Consider the following 18,133-nt stretch of genomic DNA (forward strand, 5'->3'; position numbering starts at 1 on the left):
CTCCTCACGCGGCTTCGACGAAGCGGTGGCGCTCGTAGAGGAACTTCAGCACCGCCTCGCGGCAGGCGAGATAAGAGGGGTCTGTGACCAGCTCCAGCCGCCGGCGCGGGCGCGGCAGCCGCACCTCGAGCACCTCGCCGATGCGGGCGGAGGGGCCGTTGGTCATCATCACGATGCGGTCGGAGAGCAGCACCGCCTCGTCGACGTCATGGGTGATCATGATCACCGTGTTGCCGAGCGCGGCGTGGATCTGCATCACGCTGTCCTGCAGATGCGCGCGGGTCAGTGCGTCGAGCGCGCCGAAGGGCTCGTCGAGCAGCAGCACCTTCGGCTCCATGGCGAGCGCGCGGGCGATGCCGACGCGCTGCTTCATGCCGCCGGAAATCTCCGAGGGCCGCCGGCTCCGCGCATGGCCCATCTGCACCAGGTCGAGATTGTGCAGCGTCCAGTCGTGCCGCTCGGCGCGGCTCTTCACGCCGGCGAACACCTTGTCCACCGCCAGGCGCACATTGTCGTAGACCGACAGCCAGGGCAGCAGCGAATGGTTCTGAAACACCACCGCACGATCGGGCCCGGGGGCGTTCACCTCCCGCCCTTCGAGGATCACCCCGCCGGTGGAGGCCTGGGTGAGGCCGGCCACGATGTTGAGCAGGGTGGACTTGCCGCAGCCGGAATGGCCGATGATCGAGATGTACTCGCCCTTGGCGATGTCGAGCGAGACCTCCTTCAGCACCTCGGTGACGGCGCCGCCGCGGGCGAAGGACTTGTCGATGTGATCGAGCTTGAGATAGGCGGTCATCGGATCCTCCTTCAGGCCGCAGTGCCGCGGGTGACGAAGGCGCCGATGCCGGCGACGAGGCGGTCGAGCACGAAGCCGACCACGCCGATATAGACCAGCGCCACGATGATGTCGGACAGGCGCGAGGAGTTCCACGCGTCCCAGATGAAGAAGCCGATGCCCACCCCGCCGGTCAGCATCTCCGCCGCCACGATGGCGAGCCAGGAGAGGCCGACGCCGATGCGCAGGCCGGTGAAGATGTAGGGCGCCGCCGAGGGCAGCATGATCTTGGCGAAGAATTCCAGCGGGTTGAGCCGCAGCACCTGGGCGACGTTGCGATAGTCCTGCGGGATGTTGCGCACGCCGACCGCGGTGTTGATGATCACCGGCCAGATGGCGGTGATGAAGATGACGAAGATCGCCGAGGGGTTGGAATCCCGGAAGGCGGCCAGCGCGATCGGCAGCCAGGCCAGCGGCGGCACGGTGCGCAGCACCTGGAAGATCGGGTCGAGCCCGCGCATCGCCCAGACCGACTGGCCGACGATCACCCCGAGCAGGATGCCGGCCACCGCCGCGAGGCCGAAGCCGATGGCGACGCGCTGCAGCGACACCAGCACCCGCCAGCCCAGCCCGATATCCTGCGAGCCGTTCTCGAAGAACGGGCTGACGATCAGGTCGTAGGAGTCCTGCCAGATGGTGGAGGGCGGCGGCAGGGTGGCGCCGGGGCCGGAGCACAGGAGCTCCCACAGGCCGAGCAGCGCCACCAGCACGATGAAGGGCGGCACCACCACCACCGCGGCGCGATGCGCATAGCCGGCGAAACGGTTGGACCGAACCGCCGGCCGGGCCGGCGCCAGCCTAACGATCTCGGCGCTCCGGGTCTTTGCAGCGACGGGCGAGGCGATGGCCTCGTTCTTCAAGGCGGTAAGGGACATGCGAAGCTCCCGGATCGAGAGGGCGTGGCGCCGGATGGGATCTGGCGGGGCCTCCGCCGTGGCGGAAGGGCTCAGGCGATGCGCTTGATGCCGAGGCTGGCGAGATAGGCCGACGGGTTGTCGGGATCGAAGACCTTGCCGTCGAAGAAGGTCTCCTTGCCGCGCGAGGTCGAGGCCGGGATATCCGCCGCCGCCACGCCGAGCTGCTTGGCCGCCGCGCGCCAGATGTCCTCGCGGTTCACCTTGTCGACCAGCGCCTTGACGTCGAGGCCGGGCTCGAACTTGCCCCAGCGTATGTCCTCGGTGAGGAACCAGGCGTCATGGCTCTTGAAGGGGTAGGAAGCGTGGTCCTGCCAGAACTTCATGTAGAGGTCGCTGCCGGTGACGACGCGGCCGTCGCCGTAATTGATGTCGCCCTTCAGCCGGCCGAGCACGTCCTTGGGCGGCACGTTGAACCATTGCCGGCGGCCGAGGATCTGCGCCATCTCCTCCTTGTTGGCCATGGCGTCGCACCATTGCTGGGCTTCCATCACCGCCATCAGGATCGCCTGCGCGGCATTGGGGTTCTTGTCGACGAAGGCGGCGCGCATGCCGAGCGCCTTTTCCGGGTGGTGCTTCCAGATCTCGCCGGTGGTGCAGGCGGTGAAGCCGATGCCCTGGTTGACCAGCTGCTCGTTCCACGGCTCGCCGACGCAGAAGGCGTCCATGTTGCCGACCTTCATGTTCGCCACCATCTGCGGCGGCGGCACCACGATGGTGGAGACGTCCTTGTCGGGATCGATGCCGGCGGAGGCCAGCCAATAGCGGATCCACAGATCGTGGGTGCCGCCCGGGAAGGTCATGGCGACCTTCACTTCCTTGCCGGCCGCCTTCTTGGCGGCGAACGCCTCCTTGAGCGGCGCGGCGTCGGCGGTCACCTTCAGCCCGGCATATTCCTGCGCGACCGAGATGCCCTGGCTGTCGAGATTGAGCCGCGCCAGGATGTACATCGGCGTCGGCACGTTGTTCTGCGTCACCTTGCCGGTGGAGATCAGATACGGCATCGGGGTGAGGATGTGCGCGCCGTCGATGCCGTTGGCCTCGCCGCCGAGCACCAGATTGTCGCGGGTGGCGCCCCAGGAGGCCTGCTTCGCCACCTCGACATCGGGCATGCCGTATTTGGCGAACAGGCCCTTTTCCCTGGCGATGATCAGCGGCGCGGCGTCGGTGAGCGCAATATAGCCGAGCACCGCCTTGGTGGTCTCGGGCGCGGCGGCATGGGCGAAGGGCACGCCGCCGGGAAAGGCCAGCCGCACGCTGTCGAGAAGCGCGGCGGTGCCGAGCACGGCGGCGCCGGATTTGAGAAACGACCGGCGGGAAACGCCCGCAACGGGCGAAGCCGGACGGCCGGAAACAATGCGATCGGTCATGAACGAGCCCCTCGGAAAGCTTTTTCTGAGAAGCCGCGCCCATTTCCGAGCGCGGCGATGAAACGCAGGCAAGCCACGGCAGTGACGGAGACGATCCGTCTTGCAGGCAGCGGCTTTGCTGCAGCCCATCGCTGGGCGGAAATCGGGGAGCCGCGATCATCGTTGACCGAACGGCGACACTAAACATACACAAATCGTGCCAATTTCGCAAAAGCCGGGATAGGCACGAGTAATCTGGAATTATTTCAAATGGTTACGGCATGAAATCGCGCCGGCAGAGGCCCTTTTCCGCTGATTTTTACGCGCTCAAATTGTAAGCAGGAGGCGCCATTTCGTGAGGATATTTCTCGCATTCGCGCAAGAAAGCGTCGCGCCGCCTCAGCGGCGGCCCAGGCCGGCGAGATAGGCCTCGAGATCCTCGGCGTCGAAAGGCGCGCCGAAACGGGTGCCGACCGGATCGGCCTCCATGGCCGGCGCGGGCGGGGGATTTCCCGGTGCCGGAGCGTCGAGCGCGACATCGTAGAGATCCGGCCGGTAGACCGCCTGGGCCTCCCGCGCGGCATCCGCCGTGTAGCCGGCCTGCCCGGCCCGCACCATCTGGGCATAGATCCACAGGGCATGGCGCGGGTCCGGCCGGGTCGCGCCGCCGCGGTGCAGCACCAGGAAGTCCGCGTCCGAGCGGGCGGCGCCGCCCGGCCCAACATCCGGCCGGCCGGTCAGCGTGCGCTCGATGAGGTCGGCGCGCACGCCGAGGAAACGCGGCTCGGCCAGCAGACGCACGAGATCGGCGCGATTTTCCTCCGCCTCGCACCAGCGGGCCGCGGCTTCCAGGGCGCGGATCAGCCGGCGCAGCACGTCCGGCTCGGCATTGGCGAAGCGCGCATGCACGCCGAGCACCTTTTCCGGTGCGCGGGCGAAGAGCTCGGTGCCGAGCAGGGCGATGCGCCCCACCCCGGCCTCCACCGCGACGCTGTTCCACGGCGAGCCGACGCAGAAGCCGTGGATGAGGCCGGAGCGGAGATTCTCCACCGTGTAGGACGGCGGCACCACCACGAGGCGCACGTCGCGGTCGGGATCGAGGCCGCCCGCCTCCATCAAGTGGCGTAGCGCATAGGTGTGGGTGGAGAACGAATAGACCGAGGAGAAGGTCAGCTGCTCCTGCCCCGCGCTCGCCCGCGCCCGCACCACCGTGCCGAGGGCGCGGGCGGTGCCTGCGCCGGTCGACAGGTCCTCGCCGGTCGCCGCCATGGCGGCGTGCAGCTCCGGCGCCACAGTGATGGCGCCGCCATTGAGGTTGAGCGCGAAGGCCGCCACCAGCGGCACCCGCACATGACCGAGCCCGAGCGAGGAAGCGATGGCGAGCGGCGCCAGCATGTGGGCGCCGTCGAGCAGGCCGACATTCAGCCGGTCGCGGATGTTCGCCCAGGAGACTTCCTTGTGCAGGTCGATCTCCAGCCCCTCGGCGGTGGCGAAGCCGCGCTCGGCACAGGCGATCAGCGTCGCGGCGTCGGTCAGCGGGATGAAGCCTATCGCGAGTCGTCTCATGATCGCCGTCTCATTTCAGCAGCTCCGCCGCGGTGATGATGGACTGGGCGATGTCGACGAGCCGCTTCTTCTCGTTCATGGCGGTGCGCCGCATCAGCGCATAGGCGGTGGCCTCGTCGAGATCCTTGAGCCGCATCAGCAGGCCCTTGGCGCGGTCGATGGTCTTGCGCTCCTCGAGCTGGGTGCGGGTCTGCTCCAGCTCGGCCCGCAATCTGGCGAAGGCGCGGAAGCGGCTGATGGTCATGTCGAGGATCGGCTTCACCCGCTCCTTCTTCAGCCCGTCGACGATATAGGCGGATACGCCGGCCTCGATGGCCGCCTCGATGGTGGAACTGTCCGACTGGTCGACGAACATGGCCACCGGCCGCTTCACCTCGCGGCTGACCTGGAACATCTGCTCCACCACGTCGCGCGAGGGGGTCTCCAGATCGATCACGATCACGTCCGGGTCGATGGCGTGCAGCCGCGCCAGCAGGTTGTGCCGCTCCTTCAGGCAGATCACGTTGACATAGCCCGCCTCGCGCAGCCCCTCGTCGAGGATGGCGGCGCGCAGCGGGCTCTCGTCGACGATGACGATCTTCAGGCCGGGATCAGCCGGCATGGCGAGGCGTCATCGGATGAGGCGGGCGGCTCTGGGGCATCGGACCTACGCACTGGAACATGCCATGCCCGAAAGCAAGCCGCGGGCCGAAGCCGGAAGGTGCGGCGCTCAGCCGCCCTTCAGCGCCGCCAGTTCCTTCTTGAGCGCCCGCGTTTCCTCGAATCGGCGGGTCACGTCGCGCAGGATCGAGGCCATGCCGCGCACCCGGCCTGCCGCATCCTTGAGCAGCACGATGGTGAATTCGAGCGAGATGCGCCGCCCGTCTTTGGTCAGGCCGGGCACGGCGAGCAGGTCGCCGGCGCCGTAGCGGCTCTTGCCGCTCGCCACCGTCTCGGCATAGCCCTCCCAGTGGCGGGCGCGGAACGGCTCGGGGATGATGATGTCGAGCGACTGGCCGAGCGCCTCGTCCTCGGCAAAGCCGAAGATGCGCGCCGCCCCGGCGTTCCACATGATGATCCGCCCGTCGCGGTCGCTCGCCACCACCGCGTCGGCGGCGCTGTCGATCAGCCCGTCGCCGATCTCCTCGCGGGTGAAGCCGCCTTGCGCCTTCGCCTCGTAGTCACTCGCCGCCCCGCCTGCCGCCGGGACCGGCGCGGAGGCGCCGCCTTCCTCGTCGAACAGGTCCTCCACCGGACCGAAGAACTCGTAATGCAGCCGCTCCGCCGGCACGCCGGCCTTGGCGAGCGCCGGCACCAGCGCCCGCAGGAAGCCCACGGGGCCGCACACATAATAATCGGCGTCGGCGAGCGGGGTCTCCGCCTTCAGCCAATCCACGGTCGGCCGGCCGGCAAGGTCGAAATCGGCGCCCTGCCGGTCCTGCGGCCGCGGCTGGCTGTAGAAGAAGGTGGCACGGGCCTTCGGCAGCGCCGCCACCAGCTCGCGGACATGCGCGGCGAAGGCGTGCACCGCCCCGTCGCGGGTGCAATGGACGAACTGCACCGGCAGGCCCGCCTTTTCCGCCGCCAGCGCCTCCAGCATGGCGACCATCGGCGTCAGCCCGACGCCGCCGCTCACCATCACGATCGGCCGCGTCCGGTCCGCCGGCAGCACGAAGGCGCCGGCCGGCGGGGCGATCGTCAGCGCCGTGCCGAGCGGCGCGGCGTCATGCAGCCAGCGCGAGACCTGCCCCTGCGGCTCGCGCTTGACCGAGATGCGCAGGTGATCGCCGTTCGGCGCCGTGGAGATGGTGTAGTTGCGCTTGGCCTCGCCGAGGCCGGGAATATCGGCGAACAGCGTCAGATACTGCCCGGCGACATGGGCGGGCGGCGGCGCGCCGTCCAGCGGCGTCAGCTCGAAGGAGGTGATGACCTCGCTTTCGGGATGGCGCGCGCTGATGCGATAGGCGCGCGTGCCGCCGGCTTCGGTGGGGGAGGCGGCGCTTGCCGCCGGTCGGCTGTCACTCATCGGGGCGTCCTCGTCGCGAAGGAAGCGGGCACTCCGAATTGATGTATACTAAATACAGGGTTTAGACGACCCCGGCCGGCGAATTATCCCGCCAGCTTGTCGAGCACCCGCCGGTAGCCCCGCTCCACCGCCGCGCGCGCCCGGTGGCGCCCCGCCTCGACCAGCTTCTCGCCGCCCCGCCACACCGCCTCCACCGGGGCGCGCCCGCCGGCGAACACCCAGCCGTCGATCAGCGCATCCCCGCTCTTGCCGTGAAGCGAGGGCGTGCCGGCATCGAGACCGACCAGATCGGCCGGCCGGCCGACAGCGATCCCCGCCTCGGCGCCCAGCGCCTGCGCGCCGCCGGCCAGCGCCGCGTCGAACAGCCGGCGCCCGGTCGAGACGCCGGCTTCCAGCGCCATGACGTTGCGCGCCCGCCCGCCCAGCCGCTGCGAATATTCCAAGAGCCGCAGCTCTTCCGCCGCGTCGATCCGCACATTGGAATCCGAGCCGACGCCGTAGCGCCCGCCCAATTCGGCGAAGCGCCTGCCGGGGAATATGCCGTCGCCGAGATTGGCCTCGGTGATCGGGCAGAGCCCGGCCACGGCGCCGCTTCCCGCCAGCCGCGCGGTCTCGGCCTCGGTCATGTGGGTGGCGTGGATCAGGCACCAGCGCTCATCCACCGGGGCATGGTCGTAGAGATAATCGACCGGCCGCGCGCCGGCGAAGGCGAGGCAATCCTCCACTTCCTTCACCTGCTCCGCCACATGGATATGGACCGGCCCGCCGGTGAGCGGCAGGATGGCGGCGATCTCCGGTGCCGTCGCGGCGCGCAGGCTGTGCGGCGCCAGGCCCAGCACCGCGTCGGGCAGGTCGCGGATCGCCCGGCCGGCGGATTGCATCAGCCGGGCGAAGCCGTCGACATCATTGATGAAGCGCCGCTGCCCATGCCCCGGCGCCGCGCCGCCGAAGCCGCCATGGGCATAGAAGACCGGCAGCAGGGTCAGGGCGATGCCGGTCGACGACGCCGCGGCGGCGATGCGGGCGGAAAGCTCGCCGATGTCGTCATAGGCATGCCCGTCGAGGCCGTGATGCAGATAGTGGAACTCGCCTACCCGCGTGAAGCCGGCCTCCAGCATCTCGACATAGGCGAGGGCGGCGATGGCCTCCACGTCCTCGGGATCGAGGCGGTCGACGGCGCGGTACATCTGCTCGCGCCAGGTCCAGAAGCTGTCGCCCGCCGGGCCGCGCACCTCGGTGAGCCCGGCCATCGCCCGCTGGAAGGCGTGGCTGTGCAGGTTCGGCAGGCCGGGAACCACCACCGCATGGCGCTCGTCGCCCGCCTGCGGCGCCTCCCCGACGGCGATGCCCGCAATGCGCCCGCCGGCGAGGGTGAGGCGGACATTTCTCTCCCAGCCGCCGGGGAGAAGCACGTTTGCGCACCACAACACCGTCATTGCCGTCGCCTTTCGCCGATTCGATATGGACAAGCCGCCCTTGCTGCATTTATGTATATACATATTAACGCCCTTGCCAACGAGTTTGCGAGGACCCGGACATGAGATGCGAGCGTATCTGGCGCGGCGCCCGCCTCGCCACCCTCGACGAGGCCCGCCCCGGCCTCGGCATTGTCGATGACGGCATCGTGGCGGCGCAGGACGGCCGCATCCTCTATGCCGGCCCGGCCGCCGAGGCCCCGGCCTTCGAGGCGGAAGAGACGATCGACGTCGAAGGCCGCTGGATCACGCCGGGGCTGATCGACTGCCACACCCATCTCGTCTTCGGTGGCGACCGTGCGCATGAATTCGAGCTGCGCCTCGCCGGCGCCTCCTATGAGGAGATCGCCCGCGCCGGCGGCGGCATCGTCTCCACCATGAAGGCCACGCGGGACGCGAGCGAAACCGAACTTGTCACCTCCGCGCTTCGCCGGCTGGACGCGCTGATCGCCGAGGGCGTCACCACCGTCGAGGTGAAGTCCGGCTATGGCCTGTCCGACGAGGCCGAGCTGAAGAGCCTGCGGGCCGCCCGCGCGCTCGGGCGGGCCCGCCCGGTTTCGGTGACGACCACCTATCTCGGTGCCCACGCGCTGCCGCCGGAAGCCGGGGGCGACAAGGCCGCCTATATCGATCAGGTCATCGCCCTCCTGCCGCGCATCGCCGCGGAAAAGCTCGCCGACGCGGTCGACGCCTTCTGCGAGGGCATCGCCTTCTCGCCCGACGAGGTGGCCCGGCTGTTCGCGGCCGCCCGCGATCTCGGCCTGCCGGTGAAGCTGCACGCCGACCAGCTGTCTAACCTGCACGGCGCCAAATTGGCCGCCGAGTTCGGCGCCCTCTCCGCCGACCATCTCGAACATACCGACGCCGACGGCGCGGCCGCCATGGCGAAGGCCGGCACGGTGGCGGTGCTGCTGCCCGGCGCCTTCTACTTCATCCGCGAGACCAAGCTGCCGCCGGTCGATCTCTTCCGCGCGCACGGCACCAAGATCGCACTGGCCACCGACTGCAATCCCGGCACCTCGCCGCTCACCTCGCTGCTGCTGACGATGAACATGGGGGCGACGCTGTTTCGCCTCACCGTGGACGAGTGCCTCGCCGGGGTGACGCGCGAGGCCGCCCGCGCGCTGGGGCGGCTCGACAGCATCGGCACGCTGGAGGCCGGCAAGTCCTGCGATCTCGCGATCTGGGACATCGAGCGGCCGGCCGAACTGGTCTACCGCATGGGTTTCAACCCGCTGCATGCGCGGGTGTGGAGGGGAAAATGAGCGAGATCGTCCTGAAACCCGGCGCCGTGTCGCTGGCCGAATGGCGCGCCATCTATCGCGGCGCCAGCGCCCGGCTCGATGCCGCCTGCCTGCCGGCAGTGGGGCGTTCCGCCAAGGCGGTGGCCGACATCCTGGCCAAGGGCGAGCCGGTCTACGGCATCAATACCGGCTTCGGAAAGCTCGCCACCGTGCGCATCGGCGATGCCGACCTCGCCACCCTCCAGCGCAACATCGTGCTCTCGCACGCCGCCGGCGTCGGCGAGCCGATGCCGGTGCCGGTCGCCCGGCTGATGATGGCGCTGAAGCTCGCCAGCCTCGCCCAGGGCGCCTCCGGCATCCAGCCGGCGACGCTCAAGCTGCTGGAAGCCATGCTGGCGAAGGGCCTCACCCCGGTTGTGCCCTGCCAGGGTTCGGTCGGCGCCTCCGGCGATCTCGCCCCGCTGTCGCACATGACCACCACGCTGATCGGCGTCGGCGAGATCTTCGTCGACGGCACCCGTCTGCCGGCCGCCGTCGCGCTGGCCGATGCCGGCCTCGTGCCGGTCGAGCTCGGGCCGAAGGAAGGCCTCGCCCTCCTCAACGGCACGCAGTTCTCCACCGCCAACGCGCTGGCCGGCCTGTTCGAGGCAGAGAACCTTTACCGCTCGGCGCTGGTCACCGGCGCGCTCTCCACCGATGCCGCGCGCGGCTCCGACGCACCGTTCGATCCGCGCATCCACGCGCTGCGCCGGCACAGGGGCCAGATCGAGACCGCCGAGGCGCTGCGCCGCCTGATGGCCGGCTCGGCGATCCGCGCCTCGCATCTCGTCGGCGACGAGCGGGTGCAGGACCCCTATTGCCTGCGCTGCCAGCCGCAGGTGATGGGCGCGGCGCTCGACGTGCTCAGGCAGGCGGCCACCACGCTGGAGACCGAGGCCAACGGCGTCTCCGACAACCCGCTGATCTTCGCCGAGGACGGCGTGGCGCTCTCCGGCGGCAATTTCCACGCCGAGCCGGTGGCCTTCACCGCCGACATGATCGCGCTGGCCGTGTGCGAGATCGGCTCGCTCGCCGAGCGGCGCATCGCCATGCTGGTCGACCCGGCGCTGTCGGGCATGCCGGCCTTCCTGACGCCCAAGCCCGGCCTCAACTCCGGCTTCATGATCCCGCAGGTGACGGCGGCCGCCCTGGTCTCGGAGAACAAGCAGAAGGCCTATCCAGCCAGCGTCGATTCCATCCCCACCTCGGCGAACCAGGAGGACCATGTCTCCATGGCCGCGCACGGCGCCCGCCGGCTCCTCACCATGGTGGAGAACGCGGTGGCGGTGATCGGCATCGAGTTGCTGGCCGGCGCGCAGGGCTGCGATTTCCATCAACCGCTCGCCTCCTCGCCGGTGCTGGAGACGGTGCGGTCGACGCTGCGGGCACAGGTGCCGCATCTCGACGACGACCGCTATTTCGCCCCCGACATGGAGGCAGCAAACGCGCTCATCCGCTCCGGCGCCATCGCCGCGCTGGCGAGCGGGATGCTTCCGGCGATCTCGGAGGCGTGAGGGAATGCACTCCCAGTTCTTCCGCCTCGGCAACCAGCCATACGACGTCATGGCCGGGCTTGGCCCGGCCATCCACGCCTTCATCGGCTGCAAAGTCGTGGATGCCCGGCCCAAGGCCGGGCATGACGGCGTGAGTGCGGGAGAAGTCCCGTGACCCACAATGCGCACCCAGCCTTCCTCACCGTTATCCGCGGCACCGCCCCGCTCGTCGTCTCGCTGCCGCACACCGGCACCGACATCCCGGACGACATCGCCGGCAACCTCGTCTCGCCCTGGCTCGCCCGCAAGGATTGCGACTGGTGGATCGAGCGTCTCTACGACTTCGCCGCCGGCATGGGCGCCAGCGTGGTGCGCACGTCGGTCTCCCGCACCGCCATCGACGTCAACCGCGATCCCTCCGGCGTCTCGCTCTATCCGGGGCAGGCGACCACCGAACTGTGCCCGACCACCAGCTTCGACGGCGAGCCGCTCTACCAGCCCGGCAAGGGCCCGGACGTCGCCACCCGCCGCGCGGCCTATTTCGACCCCTATCACGCCGCCCTGGCGGCGGAGATCGAGCATGCCCGCGCCGCCCACGGCACCGTGGTGCTGTATGACTGCCACTCGATCCGCTCGGTGATCCCGCGCCTGTTCGAGGGCACACTGCCGAACTTCAACATCGGCACCAATTCCGGCGCCAGCTGCGCACCCGAACTGCAGGCCGCCGTCGAGGCGATCTGCGACGCCACCGCCTTCTCGCGCGTCAGCAATGGCCGCTTCAAGGGCGGCTACATCACCCGGCACTACGGCACACCGGAACGCGGCGTGCATGCGGTGCAGATGGAGCTCGCCTGCCGCACCTACATGCCGGACCCGGCCGGACCCGTCGGCCCGGACAACTGGCCGGCGCCCTATGATCCCGCCCATGCCGCCTCCGTCCGTTCCGCTCTCGCTGCCATTTTCGAGGCGTGCCTCGCCTTCGCCCGCTCGCGCGCCTGAGGAGCCATCCATGACCCGTATCGACAATAACCGCACCATCCGCGCCGCCCACGGCACCGAGCTCACGGCGAAAAGCTGGCTCACCGAGGCGCCGCTGCGCATGCTGATGAACAATCTCGACCCCGACGTCGCCGAAAAGCCCGGCGAGCTGGTGGTCTATGGCGGCATCGGCCGCGCCGCCCGCGATTGGGAGAGCTTCGACCGCATCGTCGCCTCGCTGAGGAAGCTCGACGCGGATCAAACGCTGCTGGTGCAGTCCGGCAAGCCGGTCGGGGTGTTCCGCACCCACAAGGACGCGCCGCGGGTGCTGATCGCCAATTCCAACCTGGTGCCGCGCTGGGCCACCTGGGAGCACTTCAACGAGCTCGATAGGAAGGGGCTCATGATGTACGGCCAGATGACGGCCGGCTCCTGGATCTATATCGGCGCCCAGGGCATCGTGCAGGGCACCTACGAGACCTTCGTCGAGATGGGCCGCCAGCATTTCGGTGGCTCGCTGAAGGGCAAGTGGATCCTCACCGGCGGCCTCGGCGGGATGGGCGGCGCCCAGCCGCTCGCCGCCACCATGGCCGGAGCGAGCTGCCTCGCCATCGAGTGCCGCCCCTCCTCCATCGATTTCCGCCTGCGCACCGGCTATCTGGATACCTCGACCACCAGCCTCGACGAGGCGCTGGTGATGATCGAGCGCTCCTGCGCCGAGGGCAAGCCGCTCTCGGTCGGCCTGCTCGGCAACACCGCCGAGATCCTGCCCGAGCTGATGAAGCGCGGCATCAAGCCGGACATCGTCACCGACCAGACCTCCGCCCATGACCCGGTCAACGGCTATCTGCCGATTGGCTGGACGCTGGAGCAGTGGGAGGACGGCAAGCAGGCCGACCCCAAGGGCGTCGCCAAGGCCGCCAAGGCCTCGATGGCGGTGCATGTGAAGGCGATGCTCGACTTCTTCCACGCCGGCATCCCCACCGTCGACTACGGCAACAACATCCGCCAGATGGCGCTGGAAGAGGGCGTCGCCAACGCCTTCGACTTCCCCGGCTTCGTGCCGGCCTATATCCGCCCGCTGTTCTGTCGCGGCATCGGCCCGTTCCGCTGGGCGGCGCTGTCGGGCGACCCGGAGGACATCGCCAAGACCGACGCCAAGGTGAAGGAACTGATCCCCGACAATCCGCACCTGCACAACTGGCTGGACATGGCGGCCGAGCGCATCCAGTTCCAGGGCCTGCCGGCGCGCATCTGCTGGGTCGGCCTCGGCGACCGCCACCGGCTCGGCCTCGCCTTCAACGAGATGGTGCGCACCGGCGAATTGAAGGCACCGATCGTCATCGGCCGCGACCATCTCGACAGCGGCTCGGTCGCCTCGCCCAACCGCGAGACCGAAGCGATGCAGGACGGCACCGACGCCGTCTCCGACTGGCCGCTGCTCAACGCCCTCCTCAACACCGCCTCGGGCGCCACCTGGGTGTCGCTGCACCATGGCGGCGGCGTCGGCATGGGCTTCTCGCAGCATGCCGGCATGGTGATCTGCTGCGACGGCACGGCGGACGCCGATGCCCGCCTCGCCCGCGTGCTGTGGAACGACCCGGCCACCGGGGTGATGCGCCATGCCGATGCCGGCTACCAGATCGCCATCGACTGCGCGCGCGAGCACCAGCTCGACCTGCCCGGTATCCTCGGCTGAGCGAACCGATGATCCGGGTGTTGCGCGCCGCCGATCACCGCGTGATGCGCTGGAAGAACGGCGCCGGCTCGACCACCGAGATCGCGGCGTTCCCGCCCGGCGCCGGGCTCGGCGCGTTCGACTGGCGCGTCAGCATGGCCGATGTCACCGAGGACGGGCCGTTCTCCCGTTTCGAGGGCATCGACCGCACGCTGGCGATCCTCGACGGCGAAGGAGTAAGCCTTGTCGTGGACGGCATGGACGGCGAGCAATCGATCACCCGCGCCGGCCCGCCGCTGGCCTTCCCCGCCGATGCCGCAACCTCCGCGCGGCTGCTCGGCGGCCCGGTGCGCGACCTCAACGTGATGAGCCGGCGCGAAGTCTTCGCCCATCGTCTCACCCGCTTCGCCACCGCTGAGCCAGTGCACGTCACGCCCGACATCGTGCCTGAAGGAGCGGTGACGCTGGTGATCAGCCGCAGCGACGGCCTCGTCCTCGCCGCCGGCGACGCGCGCACGGTGCTCGATCGCGACGACGCCGCCTTTCTCGACGAGGAAGCGACCGTCCTCCCCGACGGTCCCGCCGAATTCTTCCTGGTCCGGTTCCGGTCGGCGACCGCCTGAGCGGCTGCCGACCGGCCCCGCGCCTCACCCCTTCGGCGAGAAGCGGGCGACCAGGTTGTAGGCGTCGCCGCGGAAGAGCTGGCGGGCATAGGTGATGGTCTGCTCGGCGCGGAAGGTGCGCCGTTCCAGGCACAGGCAGGGCGCGCCCTTGGCGATGTCGAGATCGCGCGCCTCGCGGGCACCCGCCGCCAGCGCCGAAATGCGATGCTCGGCCGCCGTCCACGGCACATGGCCCAGCAGCCAGGAGCCCGGCGCCGTCTGCGAGAAATCGACGGAGGCCGCCTCGGGCACCACGGCGAGGGCGATCAGCCGGTCCTCCACCGCGAAGGGCCGGCCATCGGCGAGATGCAGGCAGCGCAGCTCCACCACCCCCTCGCCGGCGATCATGCCGCTCTCGGCAAGATCGGTGCCGGCGGCGACGCGCAGCCGCCGCGACAGCAGGCGATAGCCATAGGCCTCGCCGCGCGCGGCGATCTCGCTCGACAGGTCCGGGATCTCCAGCACCGCCGACTGGATGCGCGGCTGGATCACGAAGGACCCCGCCCGGCGCCGCCGCTCGATGAGGCCGGCCGCCACCAGACCGCCGATCACCTTGTTCACGGTCATGCGGGCGCAGCCATACTGCACCATCAGTTCATGTTCGAAGGGAATGCGGTGGCCCGGCTTCCACTCGCCGGAGAGGATCTTCCCCTCCAGATCGGCGCGAATGCGCTGGTGCAGCGTGACCGGCTCGGCGGGCGCCATGCTTTTGGCGGAAACGGACACTGCGGCAGCCACTCCTCCTCGCCGCGCTTGCCCGCGCGGGCCCCTCGCCCATATGTGTAGACATGAGCGCGGCAACTGCCAATGCGCAAGCCGATGTTTGTGCTCGAGCTTCCCCCCGCAGCGCCCCCGGGCGCCGCTCCACCGTCCGATCGCGGGAATCGTCGACCGTGCCCACCGCCAACCGGAACGACCACGAGGCCGACTGCGTCATCGCCGGCGCCGGGCCGGCCGGCCTGATGCTGGCGCTGCTGCTGGCGCGCGCCGGGCTGAAGGTGACGCTGGTCGAGAAGCACGGCGATTTCCTGCGTGATTTTCGCGGCGACACCATCCATCCCTCGACGCTGGAGGTGATGCACGAGCTCGGCCTCGCCGAGGCGCTGCTCGAATTGCCGCACACGCGCGCGCCGAAGCTGCACGCGGAGATCGGCGGGACGGACGTCACCCTCGCCGACTTCTCCCGGCTGCCGGTGCGCTCGCGCTTCATCGCCTTCATGCCGCAATGGGATTTCCTTGCCTTCCTCGCCCGCGAGGCGGCGCGTTATCCCGGCTTCCGCCTGATCATGGACGCCGAGGCGACGGGGCTGATCGAAAGCGAAGGCCGGGTGACGGGCCTGGTGATCCGCACCGCCGAAGGCGAGCATGCCATCCGCGCGCCGCTGACCATCGGCGCCGACGGGCGCGGCTCGACCATACGCGCGCTCGCCGGGCTGGAGGTCCGGCCGTTCGGCAGCCCCAGCGACGTCCTGTGGTTCAGGCTGTCGCACCATCCCGACGATCCGGCCGCGACCATGGCGCATGCCGGCCCACGGCAGGGTTTCGTGATGATCGATCGCGGCGATTACTGGCAATGCGGCTATGTGGTCCGCAAAGGCAGCTATCGCGATGTAAAGGCCGCAGGTCTCGACGCCTTCCGCGCCGCGGTGGCCGAGGTCTCGCCCTTGCCGCCGGAACGGCTCGCCGAGATCGCCTCCTGGGACGACCTCCATTTGCTCAGCGTGCGCATCGACCGGCTGGTCCGCTGGTGGCGCCCGGGACTGCTCTGCCTCGGCGACGCCGCACACGCCATGTCGCCGATAGGCGGGGTGGGAGTGAACCTCGCCATCCAGGACGCGGTGGCCGCCGCCAACCGCCTCGCCGGCCCGCTGAAGGCCGGCAGGCTCACCGATGCCGATCTCGCGGCGGTGGAGGCGCGGCGGCGTTTTCCTACCCGGGCGACGCAGAAGATCCAGCTCATGATGCGCCGCCGCCCCGGCCGGCCGGACCAGCCGGCGCGCAGCGGCTCGCCCGGCTTCCTGAAGGCCATCGCCCGCTGGCCGGTCCTGGCCCATCTCGCCGGCCGCCTGATCGGCCTCGGCTTCCGTCCCGAGCATATTCGCCCGGATTGAAGCCCGAGGCGCGGAGAGGCACAGGGTGCACGCGCTCCCGAACGGACGGACCTGCAGAAGTACGGTCGAAGATGCCTGCCCGGATCGAAGATGCCTGTCCGAAAGGAACAGATGCAATGGAACGAGGCGGGCCTATCCGACGACGACGCCCGACAGGCCGGGATTGAAACACGGGTGGGAAAAGGCCAGTTGAAACGACGACGACCGGGCCATGGCCCGGTCGTCGGTTCGTTCAGCGATATCGCCCGGCCGATCTTCAAGATCGGCGGCGGAAGATCGCGCGCAGGCTCAGGCCGCCTTCTTGGCGCGGCCACGGGGCTTGGCGGGCGCCGCCGGAGCCGGCTTCTTGCGCTGCTGGCCGAGGCCCATCTTCTTGGCGAGGTTGGAACGCGCCTCGGCGTAGCTCGGCGCGACCATCGGATAGTCGTTGGGAAGGCCCCACTTCGCGCGGTACTCTTCCGGGGTCATGTTGTATTTCGTGCGCAGGTGACGCTTGAGGGACTTGAACTTCAGCCCGTCCTCCAAGCACACGATGAACTCCGGCGTCACCGACTTCTTCACCGGAATGGCGGGCTTCAGCACTTCTTCCACCACCACCGGGGCCGGCGTGTTCAGGCGAAGCAGTGCCGAATGCACCTTCGCGATCAGATCAGGCAACTCAGACGCCGGCACGGAATTGTTACCAACGAAAGCGGCAACCACATCCGCCGTGAGACCGAGATAATCCACCGACGAATCTTCAGTTCCAGACATCTATCTTCTCCACCTGAGGCTTGATTCGATTTAACACCTCTGGTGGAAAGGTCAACAAGCAAAATCGTGAAAAACCTTCACGACGCTGAAATAAAGCGCCGAGAGCAGCCGTTATCGATATAGCCTAACGTCACGCGCGCCAGTTGATCCTTCCAGCCGGAGAACCCGCCGGTGATTGCAGCACCGCCCGGCACGTTCCGGTGCTGGGCGATGCATGGGGCTCGCTGGAATTATTGCACGATCACGCCACTTCGGTTTCCGGAATATTTTCGGATTTCTGCCGAAAAGCCGCCACATTCCGTCATGGCGCTCCGCCGCCCAGCTCATTTTATTGAAGGCGGAGTATCACGCAGCATCGTCATAGACATGATCGAAGAAGTCGCGCTCGCAAGCCACCGCACGGCGGAAAAGCCCGGCGGCGCGCGCCCGGCTTTGCTCGTCCGCCGCCGCGCCTGCACGGTCCAGTTCGCCGCGCAGCCAGGTGACGAAAGCGCGAAAACCATCATTGTTGTGCAAGGTAATCCATTCGGCATGCACGAAATCGTCGGGCAGCGTGGCGTCCGGCCGGTCGGCCCAGTCGAGATACAGCCATTCCGCCACGCCGAGCACGGCAAGGCAGCCCACATAGCTGCCCGCGCGGGCGGCTTCCGCCATCAGGTCCTGGAAAGCGCGGGTGGGAGCGGTCAGGCGGGGGGCCAGACGCTGTTCCGGCGGCACGCCGAGCTTGTCGAAGGCGCGCAGGAAATAGGTGTTCTCGTCGCTGGTGATCATGGCGGCGAACTGGGCGAAGCGCACCCGCGATTCGAAACGGTCGGCCGTGGCGATCGCCGCGCCGATCAGCGCCACGAAGCGATCGATGAACTGGTAGTCCTGCACGAGGTAGCGACGCATGACATCGTCCGCCACCGCTCCGCGAAAGATCTCGTCGACGAAGCGATGTCGCGCCGCGGCGTCCCAGTCCGCGCGGCTGTCGGCGCGAAGCTGTTCGCTGAATCCGGTCATGTCGGCTCCTCCTGCCATTTCTGCTC

At 69.0% G+C, this 18,133-nt stretch carries 17 protein-coding genes; 7 read left to right on the top strand and 10 right to left on the bottom strand.

Going from position 1 to position 18,133, the window contains the following annotated elements; all coding sequences use genetic code 11:
- Window positions 1-4: 4 nt before the first annotated feature.
- From KHC19_RS15030 to KHC19_RS15060, 7 genes are all read right to left on the bottom strand, one after another.
- Entirely contained in the window at window positions 5-799 is a 795-nt protein-coding gene (locus tag KHC19_RS15030) for an ABC transporter ATP-binding protein (protein WP_213353192.1), read from the bottom strand.
- A gap of 11 nt (window positions 800-810) precedes the next feature.
- The gene (gene ntrB, locus KHC19_RS15035) at window positions 811-1,713 is read right to left on the bottom strand and encodes a nitrate ABC transporter permease (RefSeq protein WP_213353193.1); all 903 of its coding nucleotides are present in this window, start codon (window positions 1,711-1,713) and stop codon (window positions 811-813) included.
- A 71-nt stretch (window positions 1,714-1,784) separates the two neighbouring features.
- Complete coding sequence (locus tag KHC19_RS15040) at window positions 1,785-3,122, bottom strand: CmpA/NrtA family ABC transporter substrate-binding protein (RefSeq protein WP_213353194.1); 1,338 nt, start codon at window positions 3,120-3,122, stop codon at window positions 1,785-1,787.
- A gap of 378 nt (window positions 3,123-3,500) precedes the next feature.
- Entirely contained in the window at window positions 3,501-4,667 is a 1,167-nt protein-coding gene (locus KHC19_RS15045; protein WP_213353195.1) for a CmpA/NrtA family ABC transporter substrate-binding protein, read from the bottom strand.
- Between the two features lie 10 nt (window positions 4,668-4,677).
- On the bottom strand, window positions 4,678-5,268 hold the full coding sequence (locus KHC19_RS15050) for an ANTAR domain-containing response regulator (RefSeq protein WP_213353196.1): 591 nt from the start codon (window positions 5,266-5,268) through the stop codon (window positions 4,678-4,680).
- Between the two features lie 108 nt (window positions 5,269-5,376).
- Complete coding sequence (locus KHC19_RS26365; protein WP_213353197.1) at window positions 5,377-6,672, bottom strand: PAS domain S-box protein; 1,296 nt, start codon at window positions 6,670-6,672, stop codon at window positions 5,377-5,379.
- Window positions 6,673-6,755: 83 nt separating this feature from the next.
- A complete protein-coding gene (locus KHC19_RS15060; protein ID WP_213353198.1) occupies window positions 6,756-8,108 on the bottom strand; it encodes a formimidoylglutamate deiminase in 1,353 nt (450 codons plus the stop codon).
- Between the two features lie 101 nt (window positions 8,109-8,209).
- On the opposite strand from KHC19_RS15060, the gene hutI reads away from it, so the two are divergent.
- The 6 genes from hutI to KHC19_RS15090 are packed head-to-tail and all read left to right on the top strand — an operon-like array spanning window position 8,210 to window position 14,202.
- The gene (gene hutI, locus KHC19_RS15065) at window positions 8,210-9,412 is read left to right on the top strand and encodes an imidazolonepropionase (RefSeq protein WP_213353199.1); all 1,203 of its coding nucleotides are present in this window, start codon (window positions 8,210-8,212) and stop codon (window positions 9,410-9,412) included.
- Window positions 9,409-10,944 carry a histidine ammonia-lyase gene (hutH, locus tag KHC19_RS15070; RefSeq protein WP_213353200.1) on the top strand — a complete coding sequence of 512 codons (1,536 nt, stop codon included), beginning with the start codon at window positions 9,409-9,411 and terminating at the stop codon, window positions 10,942-10,944. The genes hutI and hutH overlap by 4 nt, the downstream gene beginning before the upstream one ends.
- Before the next feature lie 4 nt (window positions 10,945-10,948).
- Window positions 10,949-11,098, top strand: a complete 150-nt coding sequence (locus KHC19_RS15075) for a hypothetical protein (RefSeq protein WP_213353201.1) — start codon at window positions 10,949-10,951, stop codon at window positions 11,096-11,098.
- Window positions 11,095-11,922 (top strand): N-formylglutamate deformylase, encoded by an 828-nt coding sequence (hutG, locus tag KHC19_RS15080; protein ID WP_213353202.1) that lies wholly within the window; start codon window positions 11,095-11,097, stop codon window positions 11,920-11,922. Before KHC19_RS15075 ends, hutG begins: the two co-directional genes overlap by 4 nt.
- Before the next feature lie 10 nt (window positions 11,923-11,932).
- Window positions 11,933-13,600, top strand: a complete 1,668-nt coding sequence (gene hutU / locus KHC19_RS15085; RefSeq protein ID WP_213353203.1) for a urocanate hydratase — start codon at window positions 11,933-11,935, stop codon at window positions 13,598-13,600.
- A gap of 8 nt (window positions 13,601-13,608) precedes the next feature.
- A complete protein-coding gene (locus KHC19_RS15090; protein WP_246548932.1) occupies window positions 13,609-14,202 on the top strand; it encodes a HutD/Ves family protein in 594 nt (197 codons plus the stop codon).
- A 24-nt stretch (window positions 14,203-14,226) separates the two neighbouring features.
- On the opposite strand, the gene hutC is transcribed toward KHC19_RS15090, so the two are convergent.
- Window positions 14,227-14,946 carry a histidine utilization transcriptional repressor HutC gene (hutC, locus tag KHC19_RS15095; RefSeq protein ID WP_213353436.1) on the bottom strand — a complete coding sequence of 240 codons (720 nt, stop codon included), beginning with the start codon at window positions 14,944-14,946 and terminating at the stop codon, window positions 14,227-14,229.
- Between the two features lie 257 nt (window positions 14,947-15,203).
- Here hutC and KHC19_RS15100 point away from each other — a divergent pair, with 257 nt between their 5' ends.
- A complete protein-coding gene (locus tag KHC19_RS15100; protein ID WP_246548979.1) occupies window positions 15,204-16,352 on the top strand; it encodes an FAD-dependent oxidoreductase in 1,149 nt (382 codons plus the stop codon).
- 288 nt (window positions 16,353-16,640) lie between these two features.
- On the opposite strand, the gene KHC19_RS15105 is transcribed toward KHC19_RS15100, so the two are convergent.
- Both KHC19_RS15105 and KHC19_RS15110 read right to left on the bottom strand, forming a co-directional pair.
- Entirely contained in the window at window positions 16,641-17,105 is a 465-nt protein-coding gene (locus tag KHC19_RS15105; RefSeq protein ID WP_213353205.1) for a Ros/MucR family transcriptional regulator, read from the bottom strand.
- Window positions 17,106-17,450: 345 nt separating this feature from the next.
- Window positions 17,451-18,107: a TenA family protein gene (locus KHC19_RS15110; protein ID WP_213353206.1), complete on the bottom strand. Its 657-nt coding sequence runs from the start codon at window positions 18,105-18,107 to the stop codon at window positions 17,451-17,453.
- Window positions 18,108-18,133: the final 26 nt, after the last annotated feature.

The sequence above is a fragment of the Ancylobacter oerskovii genome (assembly GCF_018390555.1).
GTDB lineage: Bacteria > Pseudomonadota > Alphaproteobacteria > Rhizobiales > Xanthobacteraceae > Ancylobacter > Ancylobacter oerskovii.

Coding starts and splice junctions, on each gene's coding strand:
- KHC19_RS15060 (WP_213353198.1), bottom strand. CDS start 8,108: ATGACGGTGTTGTGGTGCGCAAACGTGCTTCTCCCCGGCGGCTGGGAG.
- hutH (WP_213353200.1), top strand. CDS start 9,409: ATGAGCGAGATCGTCCTGAAACCCGGCGCCGTGTCGCTGGCCGAATGG.
- hutI (WP_213353199.1), top strand. CDS start 8,210: ATGAGATGCGAGCGTATCTGGCGCGGCGCCCGCCTCGCCACCCTCGAC.
- KHC19_RS15045 (WP_213353195.1), bottom strand. CDS start 4,667: ATGAGACGACTCGCGATAGGCTTCATCCCGCTGACCGACGCCGCGACG.
- KHC19_RS15090 (WP_246548932.1), top strand. CDS start 13,609: ATGATCCGGGTGTTGCGCGCCGCCGATCACCGCGTGATGCGCTGGAAG.
- KHC19_RS15100 (WP_246548979.1), top strand. CDS start 15,204: ATGCTGGCGCTGCTGCTGGCGCGCGCCGGGCTGAAGGTGACGCTGGTC.
- KHC19_RS15105 (WP_213353205.1), bottom strand. CDS start 17,105: ATGTCTGGAACTGAAGATTCGTCGGTGGATTATCTCGGTCTCACGGCG.
- hutC (WP_213353436.1), bottom strand. CDS start 14,946: ATGGCGCCCGCCGAGCCGGTCACGCTGCACCAGCGCATTCGCGCCGAT.
- KHC19_RS15030 (WP_213353192.1), bottom strand. CDS start 799: ATGACCGCCTATCTCAAGCTCGATCACATCGACAAGTCCTTCGCCCGC.
- KHC19_RS15050 (WP_213353196.1), bottom strand. CDS start 5,268: ATGCCGGCTGATCCCGGCCTGAAGATCGTCATCGTCGACGAGAGCCCG.
- KHC19_RS15075 (WP_213353201.1), top strand. CDS start 10,949: ATGCACTCCCAGTTCTTCCGCCTCGGCAACCAGCCATACGACGTCATG.
- KHC19_RS26365 (WP_213353197.1), bottom strand. CDS start 6,672: ATGAGTGACAGCCGACCGGCGGCAAGCGCCGCCTCCCCCACCGAAGCC.
- hutU (WP_213353203.1), top strand. CDS start 11,933: ATGACCCGTATCGACAATAACCGCACCATCCGCGCCGCCCACGGCACC.
- ntrB (WP_213353193.1), bottom strand. CDS start 1,713: ATGTCCCTTACCGCCTTGAAGAACGAGGCCATCGCCTCGCCCGTCGCT.
- KHC19_RS15040 (WP_213353194.1), bottom strand. CDS start 3,122: ATGACCGATCGCATTGTTTCCGGCCGTCCGGCTTCGCCCGTTGCGGGC.
- KHC19_RS15110 (WP_213353206.1), bottom strand. CDS start 18,107: ATGACCGGATTCAGCGAACAGCTTCGCGCCGACAGCCGCGCGGACTGG.